This window comes from uncultured Psychrobacter sp. (assembly GCF_947495825.1).
GTDB lineage: Bacteria > Pseudomonadota > Gammaproteobacteria > Pseudomonadales > Moraxellaceae > Psychrobacter.
Genome location: NZ_CANMAH010000001.1, coordinates 153,144 through 170,481, shown reverse-complemented (window position 1 = coordinate 170,481; position 17,338 = coordinate 153,144). Strand labels below are relative to the sequence as shown.

12 protein-coding genes are annotated in these 17,338 nt (G+C 42.6%); 4 read left to right on the top strand and 8 right to left on the bottom strand.

Annotation, left to right across the window (positions count from 1 at the left end; translation table 11 throughout):
- Positions 1 to 237: 237 nt before the first annotated feature.
- The 3 genes from pdxA to Q0895_RS00680 all read left to right on the top strand — a co-directional run bounded on the left by pdxA (position 238) and on the right by Q0895_RS00680 (position 3,216).
- Positions 238 to 1,308: a 4-hydroxythreonine-4-phosphate dehydrogenase PdxA gene (gene pdxA / locus Q0895_RS00690; RefSeq protein ID WP_299184727.1), complete on the top strand. Its 1,071-nt coding sequence runs from the start codon at positions 238 to 240 to the stop codon at positions 1,306 to 1,308.
- A 180-nt stretch (positions 1,309 to 1,488) separates the two neighbouring features.
- Entirely contained in the window at positions 1,489 to 2,352 is an 864-nt protein-coding gene (gene rsmA, locus Q0895_RS00685; RefSeq protein ID WP_299184725.1) for a 16S rRNA (adenine(1518)-N(6)/adenine(1519)-N(6))-dimethyltransferase RsmA, read from the top strand.
- Positions 2,353 to 2,379: 27 nt separating this feature from the next.
- Entirely contained in the window at positions 2,380 to 3,216 is an 837-nt protein-coding gene (locus Q0895_RS00680; RefSeq protein WP_299184723.1) for a symmetrical bis(5'-nucleosyl)-tetraphosphatase, read from the top strand.
- 77 nt (positions 3,217 to 3,293) lie between these two features.
- Here Q0895_RS00680 and Q0895_RS00675 read toward each other — a convergent pair whose 3' ends face one another.
- Positions 3,294 to 4,223: a LysR family transcriptional regulator gene (locus Q0895_RS00675; RefSeq protein ID WP_299184721.1), complete on the bottom strand. Its 930-nt coding sequence runs from the start codon at positions 4,221 to 4,223 to the stop codon at positions 3,294 to 3,296.
- Positions 4,224 to 4,328: 105 nt separating this feature from the next.
- Here Q0895_RS00675 and Q0895_RS00670 point away from each other — a divergent pair, with 105 nt between their 5' ends.
- On the top strand, positions 4,329 to 5,315 hold the full coding sequence (locus tag Q0895_RS00670) for a zinc-dependent alcohol dehydrogenase family protein (RefSeq protein ID WP_299184719.1): 987 nt from the start codon (positions 4,329 to 4,331) through the stop codon (positions 5,313 to 5,315).
- Between the two features lie 82 nt (positions 5,316 to 5,397).
- On the opposite strand, the gene Q0895_RS00665 is transcribed toward Q0895_RS00670, so the two are convergent.
- The 7 genes from Q0895_RS00665 to Q0895_RS00635 form a co-directional block, all read right to left on the bottom strand.
- The gene (locus Q0895_RS00665; RefSeq protein ID WP_299184717.1) at positions 5,398 to 7,845 is read right to left on the bottom strand and encodes a site-specific recombinase; all 2,448 of its coding nucleotides are present in this window, start codon (positions 7,843 to 7,845) and stop codon (positions 5,398 to 5,400) included.
- Between the two features lie 338 nt (positions 7,846 to 8,183).
- Positions 8,184 to 9,968, bottom strand: coding sequence for an acyl-CoA dehydrogenase C-terminal domain-containing protein (locus tag Q0895_RS00660; RefSeq protein WP_299184715.1), 1,785 nt, complete (start codon positions 9,966 to 9,968; stop codon positions 8,184 to 8,186).
- Positions 9,969 to 10,289: 321 nt separating this feature from the next.
- On the bottom strand, positions 10,290 to 11,552 hold the full coding sequence (locus Q0895_RS00655) for a PHB depolymerase family esterase (RefSeq protein ID WP_299184713.1): 1,263 nt from the start codon (positions 11,550 to 11,552) through the stop codon (positions 10,290 to 10,292).
- A gap of 75 nt (positions 11,553 to 11,627) precedes the next feature.
- Positions 11,628 to 12,050: a hypothetical protein gene (locus Q0895_RS00650; RefSeq protein ID WP_299184711.1), complete on the bottom strand. Its 423-nt coding sequence runs from the start codon at positions 12,048 to 12,050 to the stop codon at positions 11,628 to 11,630.
- Positions 12,051 to 12,265: 215 nt separating this feature from the next.
- Positions 12,266 to 14,059, bottom strand: a complete 1,794-nt coding sequence (locus Q0895_RS00645; RefSeq protein ID WP_299184709.1) for an acyl-CoA dehydrogenase C-terminal domain-containing protein — start codon at positions 14,057 to 14,059, stop codon at positions 12,266 to 12,268.
- Between the two features lie 383 nt (positions 14,060 to 14,442).
- A complete protein-coding gene (locus Q0895_RS00640) occupies positions 14,443 to 16,152 on the bottom strand; it encodes a GGDEF domain-containing phosphodiesterase (RefSeq protein ID WP_299184707.1) in 1,710 nt (569 codons plus the stop codon).
- A 121-nt stretch (positions 16,153 to 16,273) separates the two neighbouring features.
- On the bottom strand, positions 16,274 to 17,143 hold the full coding sequence (locus Q0895_RS00635; RefSeq protein ID WP_058368883.1) for a 16S rRNA (uracil(1498)-N(3))-methyltransferase: 870 nt from the start codon (positions 17,141 to 17,143) through the stop codon (positions 16,274 to 16,276).
- Between the last annotated feature and the right edge of the window lie 195 nt (positions 17,144 to 17,338).

The following is a 17,338-nucleotide window of genomic DNA, read 5'->3' as shown; positions in this document are numbered from 1 at the left end:
GTGGCGCATTCAGCACCAAGCGTAAGTACCATAAAACAGGCCTCAATTAATGCTACAATCAAAAGCGAAATTCTAGCACATTATGACTGCCATAAGGCTGTTTGTAGATACTTTTCTCTATCTTTGCCAGGCACATAATAGGGATGTTTAGTAGGTGTTGCCAGTAGCTAAATGACTAACCAATATATAAAAATCGTAATAATATTAAATAGTTAAATAAAAACAAAAGGTAGATGTATGAAACAAAAACAACCCTTGTTAATCACCATAGGTGAGCCTGCTGGCATCGGGATGGACGTGGTTTTGTTACTTGCGCAAGAGGGTAAGCTACAAGATTTTAACCGACCAATTTGGGTCACAGCTGATGCCAATGCTATGCAGGCACGTGCAGAGCAACTGCTAGCCACTGGCGCACTTAAAAGCTGTCCAGCTTGGCAAAGTATCGCAGTGTCTCCATCATTGGCCGCTGATATGAATAGTTTGGATTTTGATACAGTAAATAATGCATTTTTATTATTAGATGTACCTTGTGCAGCACCTGTGCGGGCGGGTCATATTGACATTGAGAATGCAGCAATGGTCGCCAAGCAATTAGACATCGCTCATCAGCTTGCAACAAGTGAAACGGTAGCCGCTATCATCACTGGACCATTACAAAAGTCTGCGTTAATAGATGCTGACATCAAACTTTTAGATGGCACGATGTTTAGTGGGCATACTGAGTTTTTTATGCAACAAAGCGGTTGTAAAAAAGTAGTCATGATGCTGGCCAATCAGGCGATGAAAGTTGCGCTGGTTACCACTCATTTAGCTTTAAGAGATGTGCCCGCTGCTATCACGGCAGAAAATGTCCGCAAAACAGTGCAAATTTTACTTGATGATATGCAGTCGAAGTTTGGCATAAAAAGTCCGCGTATATTGGTCTGCGGGCTCAATCCGCATGCAGGTGAAGGTGGGCATTTAGGCACAGAAGAGATTGAAATTATTAACCCCGTACTACAAGCGTTTATCGCAGCTGGCGTAGACATCTCTCAGGCTATGCCAGCCGATACGTTGTTTACCACTAGGCATCTGAGAAATTGTGATGCCGTGATTGCTATGTATCATGATCAAGGATTGCCAGTATTAAAGTCACACGGTTTTGGCGATACGGTTAACTTAACCTTGGGACTGCCCTATATTCGCACCTCAGTCGATCATGGTACAGCCCTGGATTTGGCAGGTCGCGGCGAGGCAAGTGCCACAAGCTTGTATCAGGCATTGGTCATGGCGAATGAAATGGCTGATAAATCATTGACTAAATCGTAAATGCATAATTTAGCGCAGTGCTAAAATACAGCCGGATTATAAGCTGTGGTATAATTTTGTGCGAATAATAAGGCTGCAAACATATATTTTTTTACCAAATGGTAGAGCCGATATTTGCTATCAAGTTATGTTGTTACCTTATACCCCAATTTTATTATGTTTACTAATTAAGAATCTTTTATGTCCACAAACTCGTTTGATGCAAAAACACTAGCTGCCAGCTTACGAACTGCTAAACACCAACCGCGTAAACGCTTTGGTCAAAACTTTTTGCATGACAGCAGTATTATTCGCCAGATTGTTGATAGTATCCGTTTGGAGCGCGATGACAACTTAATAGAGATTGGCCCTGGGATGGGCGCGTTAACTGAGCCTTTATTGGCAGAAGTGGATGCGATGACTGTGGTCGAGCTTGATCGTGATTTGGCCGATAGTTTACGCATACGCATTGGCGCAAACAGTCATCCCAATTTTACTATTGTAAAAGAAAACGCGATGCACGTAGATTATCGTGAATTTTATAGCGCCGAACGTGGCAAGTTACGTGTGGTTGGGAATCTACCTTACAATATCTCAACACCGATACTTTTTCATCTACTTAGCTATTCTGAAGTCATTCAAGACATGCATTTTATGCTACAAAAAGAAGTGGTCGAACGTATCACCGCGGACGTCGGTAGCAAAACTTACGGCCGTCTGTCCGTTATCATGCAGTATTACTGTGAAACGGACTATTTACTGACTGTTCCTAAAGGCGCATTTAACCCGCCACCAAAGGTAACCAGTGCTGTGTTTCGTTTGACACCACATATCGAAAAACCAATTGTGGCAGAAGATGAGCAATATTTCGCTATCGTAGTACGTGAGACCTTTAATCATCGCCGTAAAACGCTGCGTGCTATCTTCAAAAAATCAACGCTACTGCCGACACTGAGTGAAGATGACTTTGCCGCTTGTGGTATTGACCCACAATCGCGACCAGAAACACTAAGCGTTAGCGATTTTGTAGCTTTGAGTAATCAGGCAAAAAGCGTAGAAGAATAATATAACCATTATAACCATCGAGGAATTATGAGTTTTCGCCATCAATACGTTATCGGTGACTTGCAAGGCTGCTACGCCGCGTATCAAAAACTACTGCAGACACTTGATTTTGACCCTGCACAAGACAAGTTATGGTTTGCAGGAGACTTAGTAGCACGCGGAGAGGATTCGCTAAACACTTTGCGTCACGTAAAGGTGCTGTGCGAGCAAGGCGCGGCTGCGACCGTCCTAGGAAATCATGATTTAAACTTGTTGGCCGTATGGCGGGGCGCAGCTAAAATTAAGAAAAAAGACAAAACGGCGCCGATTTTTGCGGCCGAGGATAGAGATGAGCTATTGCAGTGGCTACGACGTCAGCCGATCTTGGCATACCCTGATGAACATACCGTATTGGTACATGCTGGGATACCACCGCATTGGAGCATTGAGTCTGCTGCACAATATGCGCAGCAACTAGAAGCACAATTAAAAGGCAGTTTGAACCAACTTGATCGACTGCTACCGCATTTATATAGTAAAAACGCTGATGATTGGCATGACAATATCAATGGCTTTACTAAGATGCGCGCGATAGCCAATTATTTCACGCGGATGCGGCTGTGCAAACAAGACGGAACACTAGAGTTTAGCTTTACGTCCAGCTTAGATCAGCACATGCCCGATGATTTTATGCCTTGGTTTGAATGGCAAGTGCCACGGACGCGTAAGATATTATTCGGTCATTGGGCAGCTCTAAAGGGTGAAGTGGACTTACCGCATGCTCGCGCGCTCGATGGTGGCTGCGTTTGGGGTAACTCTCTACTGGCTTACCGACTTAGCGATGGTAAAGTCATTAGCTCAAGCGCCCACTGTCCAAGCCCGTAACGAGGACTATAGCTAACCGCTGACCTTGATATATAAGGCTAAATAAGCAGTCTGTTTTAGATAGTCTATTAATAGGTTTAAATAACTGGCTTTGCTAGGGTATAGTCAGGCCAGATTGGCGAGTCACCAATCCTCTCTATTAAGAAGTCGATAAAAACCCTAACTTTTACCGTCAGAACATTCGATTTTGGATAGATAAGCCACAGGCCCGTCTGGTCATCGATCGTGTAGTCGGGTAGGACATGAATCAGCGAGCCGTCAGCCAGTTCGCGGTGAACACTCCATAGTGAGTTCATTGAAATGCCTGCTCCAGCAATGGTTGCGACTTTCTGACTCAAGCCATCGTCAACGATAAGCCGGCTCTCGGTCAGTCGTGGATCGAACTCCTCAGTACTGCCATCATACCCAACAAACTTAATCGGTGACGGCTCTTTGAATACAATGAATTGATGCGTCGCAAGGTCATCTGGTTGCGTGGGCGTGCCCTGCTGTTTCAAATATTCGGGAGAAGCGCAAAGGATTCGCATATCGTTGGCTAATTTTCGCCCTTTTAAGCTGCTATCTGATAGTGTTGAATTGCGCAGTGCCAGATCAAAACTGCCTTGGATAAGATCAAACTCCATATCCGTAAGCCGCAGGTCAAGAGTGATACCTGGGTGCAACTGTAGGAACTCAGGCAGGATAGGCGCGATGTAGAGCTGGGCAAAGGTGCTTGGCGCCGTGAACCTTAGGGTACCTGTCACAGTTGCATTGCCATGACCTAAAGCTGCGCGTGCAGCATCTTCTTGAGCTAAAATTTCCTTAGCATAAGGCAAAAATTCCGCCCCTTCCAAAGACAAAGCCACCTTGCGCGTGGAACGATGCAAAAGATCCGCACCTAACAACTTCTCTAGTTTTGCTAATTTGGCACTGGCCATAGATGGTGCCATACCCAGTTCCCGACCAGCGGCACTGATATTGAGTTTGTCGGCCGCCAGAACAAATAGACGAACGCTTTCTGTATCCATTAGATTATATCCAAATTACGAATTCTGTACTTCATAATAGCCAGTTTATTTCATTTTTACAAAATATTATACTGATTATAACAATTAACCTTTAGGAGAAGCCCAATGAAAGCAATGATACTTAATGAATATGGTGACAATGCTAAATTTCAATTAGATGAACTACCTCAACCTGATGCAAAAGCTGGACATGTAGTAGTGCGAGTGGCTGCAACTAGTGTAAATACAGTTGATACTATGATCCACCACATGGGTAATGATCTACCGTTTTCACCCGATCTGCCGGCAGTACTCGGTATGGACTTTGCAGGCACTATTGAAACTGTTGGTGAGGACGTGACCGGCTTTGCTCCAGGCGACGAAGTATATGGCTGCGCCGGAGGACTCGCAGACTTGCAAGGTACGCTGGCAGAATTCATGCTAGCTGACGCCAAATTGATTGCTCACAAACCAAAAAGCCTATCAATGCGTGAGGCTGCGGCATTACCATTGGTTGGTATTACTGCCTTTGAAGGTTTGCAGAGAGCGGGTACTGGTGCAGGACATAAGGTACTAGTTCACGGCGGCGCAGGTGGCGTGGGACACGTTGCCGTGCAATTGGCCAAACATTTCGGTGCTGACGTCTATTCAACTGTCTCCAATGAAAAGCAGATGGCAGTCATTGAAGGTTATGGTGCCACGGCCATTAATTATAAGACCGAAGACGTGGTAGATTATGTCGAAAAACATACCGACGGTGCGGGTTTTGATATAGTGTTTGATTCTGTTGGCGGAGAAAATCTAACCAAGTCTTTTGAAGCGGCTGTACTGAATGGACAGGTTGTAACGACAGTATCTATGCTGGAACTAGATTTAACGCCGGTGCATTTTAAAGGCTTATCGTTACACGTCGTCTTTGTGCTTATTCCAATGCTGCAAAACTATAAGCGAGAAGATCATGGCGCTGCTTTAGCGAAATTAGCCAAGATTGTGGATATGGGTGCACTTAAACCATTACTTGATGAGACGCAGTTTGATCTCAAAGAGGTTGGCAAAGCATACGACCGGCTAACCAGCGGACAAGCAATCGGTAAAGTGGTTGTAGAAGTCTAAAGCATTGCTAAAACTGACTTGTCGCTTTAGCAAATATTAAGCTGAATAAGTCTTTGACGTCTAAACCGCCAAAACAGCCGTATTAACTTGGCAGCTTTGGCGGTTTTTTAGGTTTCGGCAAGGGCGTTTTTGCATCACCAGAGGCCTTGCCATCAGCGTTTTTATCATGATTGACAGTTTTGTCACTGCTAACGTTCCCTAACGTTTTGGTGACTTTATCATATTGAATATCACTATAGTAAGGCACGCTGTTTAGCTCTTCATCTACTAACCCATCATCAAGATCAATAACCTTATTAGTAGCATCTTTATTTACAAGATCTTCTTGTCCATGATTTTGAGACTGATTGTCATAATGTATATCCGTGGTCGTTCGTTCACCTTTTGCATCAATAGGTACAGAATTAGGTATAATCTTGACATCAGATAGACGCCGTACCACATAATTGCTGGGTAATGGTTTCCCGCCTTTTTGTCCAGCAGTATCATCGAATATCATACGACCTTGGCTATCAATACGCGCATATTTCATCGGTTTGTCACGTGGCCAAAAAAAGTCAGATGGATGACTGACGATGTGACCAAAAACAAGTTTGGATAGTCTACGCCACTCAAAAAAGCGGACTTCTTTTGATCGTAAGGCGACCAGAAGTGCCAAAGAAAAACTGACCATTAAATTGACGATACCGATAAGTGCGACGCCAAGAATAGAGATCAAAACTACATCCCAACTTATCTGAGCCGCTGACATATTGAACAGTCCATGAGCCAAATTGGCAGACGCAAATGCAATATGACGAATATCAATCGGTAAACCAAATAAATAACCAATGGTTGCAGTGCTACCTAAAAATACGCCAAATAAAAAATTGCCCATGATAGCGCCAAGATTGGCCTCTATAAAGCCGCTTAAGCGTCGAAGCCAACTTTTGGGTAATAAACGCTGAAGTAGCCAGTGCCTATTAATACGAGCGCCAATCTTATTGTAAACAGCCAAATTGTCGTAGTAGCCTGCAATCAGACCAGACAAAAACAGATATACCCCAGCGATGGCCGCATGAGGTAGGGCTAATGATCGAAAAGGATCTAGGTCATGAAGTAAGTGTCCAGCTTTTTCAGTATCAATCATCGGCGCACCTGTATATTGCAACCATGCAAAAGAGATGATTAATGCAACAGGGATAGCCAGCATGATATTACCCATGATAGCGATGAACTGGGTACGCAAGATATCGACTACTAGCTCTGATAACTTAGTCAGTTGGTGTGACTTTTTGCCTGAGCCCTCTGATATGGTTGAGGCAATAGCAGCAGCGGTCATCGCTGGCTGCTTGGTTGCAACCGTACCATGAACGATATGAATAAAAACAAAACCCAAGCCATAAATCATGCTGTTTATAAAGGCTCGGCCCATTGGCGCAAGGGCCAAATGATAGGCCAAGATTTTAATAGTAGCCATAAAGGCAATAAAAAACCCACCAATGGACGCTTTTTTGAACATTTTTTGATAGCCAGCTTTATCTGTGCTGATATAGTGCTCGCCCACACGGCTGGCATTTTCAGTGACTTTACGTGACAACAGCTTGGTATTGTTATCGATTAGATAGCCGATGCTATAACGACGATTGGCAGTAGTAATGAGAGTTTGGATCAGATTGATCACCGCTTTGTCGCGATTCTGACCATTATCAGCGACCAGCTCAGTCAAAATACGCATGCGTTGTAAGCTTTGATCAAGCCGTAACATCATATTGGTTAAGCGAATAGAGATACCAGTTTTATAGATGCGTTTACGCACTGTTGCAACGATATCTTCACACTGCTCGAGCATGACCAGTAGGGGCGCAGGATCAACTGCATGTTCAGGCGTAATGTCCGTTAAAGTATCAAGCTCATGCGCCTGCCGATACTGATTGACAAACAATACAGCTTCTTGGTTTTGAGCGACAAAAGACGCAGAATAGTTCAAAATTTGCGGATAAGCTTCCATCAAATCAGGGTGCAGGCCAATACCGCTAATGCGATAAGACAAAATGACTATGGCATTTAAAATACTGTTTTTGGCTGTTGCTACTAAGTATAAATGCTCTTCTTTAACGTTGAGCAGATCAACCAGCGCTTCCCATTTGTCTTTTTCGATGTGAGCAAGCCAGCGCTCATCTTGACGCTTATGAAACAGATAACCGACTAACTCAACGACCGAGTCATCTTGAGGCAGGAGCGGTAAAAACCGATGACCAAGCAAGCGGCGCAAGCTACTAAAAAACCCTTCATCTGACATAATACCAGTATCGGTATATAGGGAGATTTGACGATATTGGATAATGAGTTTTAATACAAAGCTTGCAAGACCATCGCTATATTCTGGATGCTGGCGCAAAATATCGATAAGGGTTTGGATGTTTTGATTGGCGAGTGTAGGTTCTTTTTCAGTGACCCGCAGCTCATCAATCAAACGTCGAAGTACAGATGGCTCTGGCACATCACTTAAGGCAGTAATCTGTTGTAAAATGCGTTTTATCTCTGACACAGCGTACTCTTTATCGTTATTATTCTGTTGGTTGATGTTTTACTGTTTTTATGTGTATGACAATACTTATAAGGCTTTGTCTTTGATGATTGTAAGTTTTTGATGATTGTATAGAGAGTCTATATTGATATATTTATTGAGCATCAGATACAAGTACTTGTGTTAAGTTAAAAGCTAATGCAGGTTATTTTAATCGCAAGTGCATGGTAATGTTTAGTTATTTTGTTAGCAGTTGTTTTGAATATGGTTTTGGCAAAAAAAAGGACAGTAATTATACTGTCCTTTTTTATTATTAAATCTTAACGATAACTAAGCAGCCATCAGTTTTTAAACTTCGATTAGCTGGCAGGTACATTAAAATAATCTAAATCAAAATTCATCATTGGATCGCTACCAGCTCTGACCATTTGGGCGTGCGCATCAATACGCGGTAGGATTCGACCAACGAAATAATCAGCAAGCTTGGCTTTGTTGGTATAGAACTCACCGTCTTTACCATTCGCCGCTTCAACCATTAGCGCAAACATATATGAGTAGCATAGGTAGCCGACCGCATGCATGTAGTCAACCGCGCAGCCATTAATCTCATTTTTACGAGAGCCAATATTGGTCAAGACTGTTTTAGTCAACTCTTCAACGGTATCAGCCGCATCCAATGTCGCTTGCTTGATACCATGATCAGCCTGCATATTACTAACATAATCACGAATTTCGCCTAAGAAGTGAGTAATATATTTACCATCATTACGAGCGACTTTACGGCCTAACAGATCAAGTGCCTGAATACCGTTTGCACCCTCATAAATCTGGGCGATACGAGTATCACGAACGATTTGCTCCATACCCCATTCGCGGACATAACCATGACCACCAAAGACTTGCTGACAATCAATAGTGGCTTCTAACGCTTTATCAGTCAAGAACGCTTTGGCAATAGGCGTCAGTAAGGCAACACGTGCAGCAGCGGCTTGAGCTGCTTTAGGATCCGTGCTGAACTTTTCAGTGTCGAGTTGCTTTGCAACATACATCGCAAAACAGCGTGATGCCTCGCTATTGGCTTTGGCATTTAATAGCATACGGCGTACATCGGCATGATGGACGATAGCATCGGCTGGTTTTTCTGGACTTTGTAGTTGGGTATCACTACGACCTTGACCACGTTCAAACGCATAAAGCGCTGCATTTTGATAAGCAAGCTCAGTGCCGCCAAGTCCCTGCAAGCCCATCGTTACGCGCTCATAGTTCATCATAATAAACATTGATGATAGACCAGTATTTTCAGCACCAACCATCCAGCCCTTTGCATTATCAAAGTTCATGACACAAGTCGCTGAAGCTTTAATACCCATTTTATGCTCGATAGAGCCAGCTGATAAGGTATTACGTTCGCCTAAGCTACCATCGTCATTGACCAAAAATTTTGGTACAACGAACAGTGAGATACCTTTTGAGCCTTCTGGTGCATTGGGCGTTTTAGCCAATACAAGATGAATAATATTTTCGGTTAAGTCATGCTCACCGCCGGTAATAAAGATTTTGGTACCAGAAATATTATAGCTACCGTCGTCATTTGGCACAGCTTTGGTTTTGATAATACCTAAATCAGTACCAGCGTGCGGTTCGGTTAAACACATAGTGCCTGACCATTCACCTGAGTACATTTTTTCTAAATACGTCTGCTTTTGTTCTTCTGAGCCAGCCGCGTTAAGACACAAGGTTGCACCAACTGTTAGGTTAGGGTAGAGGGTAAATGATTGGTTGGTGGTAAAAAGCATCTCTTCGGTAAGCATGGTGACCATTTTTGGAAAACCTTGGCCGCCGTACTCAGGATTACCACCAAGTCCAACCCAACCTGACTCAGCATATTGCTGATAAGCTTCTTTAAAGCCTTTAGGGGTAGTGACGACGCCATCGCCTTGATAAGTCGCGCCTTCTTCGTCACCAGTATGATTGATAGGCAACAGAACGTTTTTGCTCAACTTGGCCATTTCTTCTAAAATCATATCGACTGTTTCCATGTCGACATGAGATAAGTTGTCGTTATTTTGCCAAAACTCAGGAGCCTTAAAAACTTCTGTCAAGATAAAGCGCATGTCAGTTAGAGGGGCATTATAAACAGCCATAAACATTCCTTTGGTTTAAAATTAATAGAGTTACACATATTTGCTTATATTTATCATGATGTTCTTTAACTGTCATGGCAAATAACGCAATGGTTTTTATTAAGTTGAGCCTATGATAATCAGTAAAGTTTAGCAAATTAATGGCTAAGCTTGTGTATCTCTTAGTGAATAGTGCGTACACTAAAAGTTGGCCGCTACTATTGTAGTGCTCAAATAAAATACAAAAAAAGCTTTATGGATAGTTTGCCAGCCATAAAATAAACTGCTGATTACAAAACACGACCGTCTAACGGCAATTTTGGCTCACATGTTTAATGAAGACTAGGTTAGGTCAACGTGTCCTAATGAGTGATTTAAGAAAAATCGCAGCATCTCTTTTGAAGCATCCGGTCCCTTAGGGTCAGTATAAGACCCTGCGCTGCTGCCACCTGCCCAGCTATGTCCAGCGCCATGAATCTTCCAATATTCCAACTGGCTAACTCCTTCACTATCACAAATCTCTAATTGAGTACTACGACAATTTTGCTCAGTACATTGCTTATGCTGATGGGTGATCAAACCAGTCTTTTGCGCTTGTAAGCGCTGCTCTGCTTGCTCAAATATCTGCGCGCCATTGCGAATACTTACGGTGTGATCCTGATCGCCATGAAATACAATTGTTGGGACAAACTTACTATTCCTTGACAGCTTTGGAGTAGCGGAGCCGCCCTGACGCATCGTCATTAATGCAGACGGCAAGTCGGTGGCACTACGATAAGCCAGCCCTGAATGTACGCCAACTGCAGCATACATCTCAGGGTAGTTCTCAGCCATAATCACGGCCATAGCAGCGCCTGCAGATAGCCCCGCAATATACACACGCGATGAATCTACTGCATAATCTTCAATAATAGATTTGGTCAATGCTGCAAGCCATGCAGGCTCGCCTTGACCTTGTTGTTGATCAGAAGGTTTAAACCAGTTCCAGCAGCGATTGGGGTTAGCAGAAGTTGGCTGGGAAGGGTAAACGATTAAGCAGCGATACTCTTCTGCCAACTCATTCATGCGTGTACCCGCAGCGAAATCTTCTGGTGATTGCGTACAACCATGCAACATGACTACTAGAGGCAAGCGTAGGCCTTCTTCTACCGCTTGAGCGTAGTTTGAGGGAATATATAATCGGTAGTCATGACTGCCTTGAGATGACTTAAGGGTGCCTTTAAGAAACTGCGCATTGTCAGGAATAGGCTGCTCGATATGCGTATGAACCCCAGTACGAAGAGCACTCACATCCATCATTGTTGGCAAGTCCAGCTTAAAATTTTTCATTTTATCTGTAAAATCTTGCAGTTTATCAGGCAGCTTATTAAATAGCTCATCACTGCCTGTAGCTGTAGGCTTGTCCTTTGATGTCGAGTTGTCCTCTAGCGTTGACGCGCTGGGTGTTACATCTTTGATAGGGTTCTCATCAGTATGGCTAGCTGGTGCTGCGCCGCTCAAGTTCTTTTGAATCACGTTGGTGGCTTCTTTTAGCTGGCCAGATTTTATAAGTTTCATGGCTTCTTTGAGATGCGGCGGTGTCATATTAAATCTTGAAAAATCCATTGGTCACTTTCCTTTATATGCCTATAAGTTATGTCTATAAATGTTAAGGGTGGCTGCAAAAGTAAAAACAGGTGCTTAAACCATTTTATTAGCCAAAACTGCTTTTATCTCTGGACTGGCTTGCAGCGCGCCTAATACGGTAATGCTTTCAATAGTGGCCTCTACAAGCTCTGGGGTTACATCAGTTGCGATGGTCGCCAGACCCAATACTTGAATATGCAGTTTTTCATTACGCTCTTGGACGGCTTCAAGATCGGCGCGGGTGTAATGGCGTAGTCCTAACTCTAAGGTTTTACGAGCAACAGTTTGCTGTACCACATCAGCATGCGTGGTTAGCTGATTACGTATCGCTGTGCGAATAAAGTCAGTACGATTAGAATAAAAACCTTCCTGCACCATCAAATCTACTTGCCCAAGATCTACGTAGCCAAGATTAATTGTGACCTTTTCTGTCTCGCCTGCGCGGGTACGAATAGGCGTTGTGTTTTTACTTGCCATCATATGATCCTTATAACAAACTTTCTTAATACGGTATTATACTCCAATTGGAATCCATATGGAGTATAAACTGAATATTTTAATAAAAAATCATGAGCCAATAAAAAAATCGGCAACACACCGAAGTATGTTGCCGATAGTGGTACTGCATCTAAATTCTTATTAGATCAAAAATTACAATATTTAACCGCAATAGAATCTATTAGCATTCAATTCTAAAAAGCAAATTGATCAACGTTCATGCTCATGTATGGCTCAACACCAGTGTTAATGCGCTTTACATGCGTAGTAGTACGCGGTAATAGTTTAGCAAAATAGAACTGTGCCGTCTTAACTTTAGCATCATAGAAAGCATGCTCACTGTTGCCATTTTTAATCTCAGTTTGAGCAATTAGCGCCATACGTGCCCATAAGTAGGCAAGAGTGACATAACCACTAAAATACATATAGTCGACGGCAGCTCCGCCAACGGCATCAGGGTTTTCAGTGGCCTGCATACCGATACGTGCAGTCAAATCACCCCATTCTTTTAGATGCTTGGCAAGTGGACGAATGAACTGTCCCATCTCATCATTGTCTTTATTTTCTTCACAGAACTTCTGAATGATATTAGAAAAGTTTGCCAGCAATTTACCTTGTGAGCCTAAGACTTTACGGCCCAGTAAATCAAGCGCTTGAATCTCAGTGGTACCTTCATATAAACAAGCAATACGGGTATCACGGACGTTTTGTTCCATACCCCATTCACTGATAAAGCCATGACCACCATAGACTTGCACACCATGATTAGCGGCTTCTAGACCAGTTTCAGTTAAGAAAGCTTTGGCAATCGGCGTCAGTAATGACAGCATTTGATCGGCAAACTTAAGGTCATCGCCTTCACCTTTTGCCACCGTATCAGCAAAATGAGAGAGATAATATACTAGTGCGCGGCCCCCTTCAGCGAAGGCTTTTTCAGTCAATAGCATATTACGGACAGCTGGATGCACAATGATAGGGTCAGCGACTTTATCTGGCGCTTTGGCACCTGACAAAGAACGCATCGCTAGGCGGTCTTTGGCATAAGTCAATGAGCCTTGGAACGCATATTCTGCTGCAGTCAAACCTTGAACAGCCGTACCGATACGTGCCACATTCATAAAAGTAAACATGCATTGTAGGCCGCGGTTTTCAGGACCAATCAAGTAACCTGTTGCGCCATCGAAGTTCATTACGCAAGTGGCAGAAGCTTTGATACCCATTTTGTGTTCGATAGAGCCGCAGACAACATTGTTGTTTTCGCCCAAGCTGTTATCTTCGTTGACCATTACTTTAGGTACGATAAACAGTGAGATGCCTTTGGTGCCGGCAGGTGCGCCTGGTAGACGCGCCAGCACAATATGAATAATGTTTTCAGCCAAATCATGCTCGCCGGCTGAAATAAAAATCTTTTGACCAGTGATGCTATAACTGCCATCGTCATTTGGCTGAGCTTTGGTACGAATAATACCTAAGTCAGATCCTGCATGCGCTTCAGTAAGACACATAGTTCCTGACCATTCGCCAGTGACCATTTTTTCTAAATACGTTTCTTTTTGGCTATCAGTACCGTGATGCTCGATGGTTTGGATAGCACCATGGGATAAGCCTGGGTACATAGAGAATGACCAGTTAGCCGTACCTACCATCTCATTAATGACGGTAGATAACGAAAACGGCATGTTTTGACCACCAAACTCTTCTTCAGCAGAAAGCGCAGGGAAGCCAAGCTCACAGTACTGTTGATAAGCTTCTTTAAAGCCTTTAGGTGTGGTTACTTTACCATTATCGAAATGGCAGCCCTCAGCATCGCCACTTTGATTCAGTGGTGACAATTCGTTTTCAGCAAAGCTTGCAGCCATCTCAAACAGGCTGTCCATTAGCTCACGATCGGCTTCTTGAAATTTTGGTAGACGTTTATAGTGGCTTTCGCTATCAAGTAGCTCATGCATAACGAATTGAATATCACGTAATGGGGCTTTGTACTGCATAACTTCCTGTCCTTTTTTTGATATGACCGACAGCAAACAAACGACTTGGTTTGTGATTATTTTGACTGTTAGTATGTTACTGATATCAGATTTGCCTACAAGAAAGACTTAGGGCAGCGATATCGGTCATATAATATAACGTTGAAAAATGCTAAAAGAATTATGACTGTATTAGTAAATTCACCTCAAAAGATAGGCGTTCACTAGAAATTATACAAGTTTGGTTATAATACTGATAAGTCATGAACCTATCTTGCATCCTTTATACAATCAACGTTAGCGCTTAAAAAAAGACAGTACCAAAGTTGTGGTAGATACCGTACATACGGTAGATGTACAAGTCTATAAAAGGCCAGTATGTCTGGTAACAAGGACAGTTAAGATCAGCTAAAGTTTGGGTTTGGAAGGGTTGATTGTCTTAACATATCGGTTGCTATATCGGCAGGTACAGGACGTCCAAACCAGTAGCCTTGTCCATATTGACAGCCCATTTGTAATAACAAATCACGTTGCTGCTCAGTCTCAATACCTTCAGCGACGGCACTCATATCCAAAGCAGTAGCCAGATCTAAAATAGCTTTAACGATGGCAGACTGAGTACGATTATTCACGATTTTATCGATAAAGCTTTTGTCAATTTTAATAAAATTAAAGGGATACTCTTGTAAGTAGCTAAGAGAGGCGTAACCCGTACCAAAATCATCAAGAGACAAACAGACTCCCAACTCTTTTAGCGCGATAAGCTGTTGTTTAACACTTGCATGCCGCAGCATCAAAGAAGACTCGGTGACTTCGATATGCAACTGATCAGGTTGAATAGAATGATGAGTGAATAGATTGGTTACAAAGTCAAAAAACTCAATATGGCTGAATTCTGCAGCGTCAGCATTGATGCATACATGTTGCGTAAAACTCATCGATTCCCAAATACATAGCTGTTCAGCGATCTGAACAGCCATCTGACAAAATAAATCAAATGACAGTTTATGCTTGATGATGGCTTCAATAAAATCTTTTGGTTGTAGCAATCCGCGCGTAGGATGGTGCCAGCGTACAAGCGCCTCAAAACCAGCGATAGCGCCTGTTTCTAATGTGACTTTGGGTTGATAGTATGGCACGAACTGCTTGGCCACTATGGCTTCACGCAGCTCAGTCTCTAATTGTAAGCTATCAATTGTTTCGTGATTTATCTCGTCGTTATACCAGCAAACATCATCTCCGCCATGCTCTTTGGCGTAGTGTAACGCTTTTTCAGCTTTATTTAGTAAGCTGCTTAACTGGTTACCATCTTTAGGGTAATAACTGACCCCAACTGATATTTGTAGATAAATACTGGTATTGTTTAGGACAAATGGTCGCTCGCACATATGCATCAAGCTATCGAGTTCGTGGCGTACTAAATGAGCATCACTAAACTCAAACAATAGTCCAAAGTCATCACCACCTAAGTGTGAAAAACATAATAACTGGTTGAGCTCAAGAGCGTTTACTCTAGCAACGAACTCTTTTATAAGCTTATCAACATTGTCTTGTCCAAGATTATTGACCAAAATACGATAGCGATCGATATTCGCTCGAATAATCACCACTTCTTGAAAGCTATCCATCAATACATCATTGGTCTGACTCAAAAAAACTTTGCGATTGGGTAAACCTGTAAGCTGATTATGATTGAGTAGATGCGCGACTTGCTGTTGGTCTTTGACGACTGAGGAGATGTCACGCACCATGCCAACATAATAGACAGTTTTGTCCACATAAAATCTGCGATAAGATATATGACAATTGAGTGTGCGTCCATAGCGGTTTAGTAGAGCGAAATTATTTTCATAAAAACCCTCATCATCTAGTCGATTGGATATATCTTTTAAGATGGACTGCTCTTTTTCTGATAAGAATTCTGCAGCATATATACCAAGAGGCCGTCCAATCATATACGGCTCTTCAAAACCAATCATCACTTCATAGGCAGGATTAATGGACATATAGCGTAAGTTAGCGTCCAAGATAAATACAGCGTCTTCGAGACGCTCGCACAGCTCTGTCATTAGTTGCTGCTTAACTGAGGGTAAAAGGGGCGCAAAGGTAGTCATAATTGAGACTCAATAGTCAAGCAAGGATGTTAATATTATAATAAAGTTATAAAATAGCGATTGTAAATGATTTGCGGACATTTGTCCGATATTTTTTATTTTATTGGGATGTTTATACTTTTTATTTGTGCGGATGATAAAGTGCATGTAATGTGGCTAAAGCGACAACAGGGGCAGTCTCGGTACGTAAGACCCTTATGCCAATCTGCCAAGGTATAAATCCAACATCAACTGCTTGTTTGCGTTCTTTTTCACTAAGGCCACCTTCAGGACCAATGATTAGTTCGATATAAGGTAACTCTTGTTTCAATACTGTCAATAACGACTCAGGCATTGCAGGTTGATCGGGCGCTGGTACACTAAGCTGCATACGTAGATCAGCTGGCTGCTGTAATATCTGGTAGTAAGGGTCTTGATTAAGCATAGTGACAATAGGGCTAACAGCTGTTTGTCTGCCTGCAGTATTGGTGTTTAAGCCTTGCAGCCAGTCATGGATAGAGATAGGGGAAAAAATAAGAGGCGGCCGATTTAGTCCGCACTGTTCACTTGCGGCAATAGCCACTTGCTGCCAGTGTAGAAGCTTCTTGTCTACTTGTGCAGGCTTTAAATTTACCTCACCATGATGACTGCTTAATAATTGAATACCAGTCACACCTAGTTCAGTGGCCTTTTGAATCGCATAATCCATTCGATCTCCACGACTCATAACCAAACCTATTTTGGTATGGATAGGCGCACTACGATCCTCACCGATATGAGCCAATAACGTAACCGTGGCGTTTTTTTTGCCAATGTCTTGCAGCTTTACATGATATTCGCCACCGAAGCCGTCGAATAAAATACCTTCATCTCCGACATTTGCACGTAGTACACGGCCCCAATGATGTACGATGCTTTCTGTCAAAGCGATATCTGTACCAATAGAGAAAGTACTTAATTTAGGGTAATTGGCATCAGTATCACTGCTAGTAGCATAAAAAAAGCGTCTCACAATTACTAAATCCTATGTTTTAAACAATAACGTTGTGCGATATTTTAGCAAAATATTGTTTAGATAAAAGTATCTCTATAGTAAATAGAGCTTAATTTAAAAGTACATTTTTTATAAAGGTAGTATGGCAATGATAATTTATAGTTAGCACAAAAAAACTGGCCCTCCGAAGAACGCCAGTTACTATAAATAATC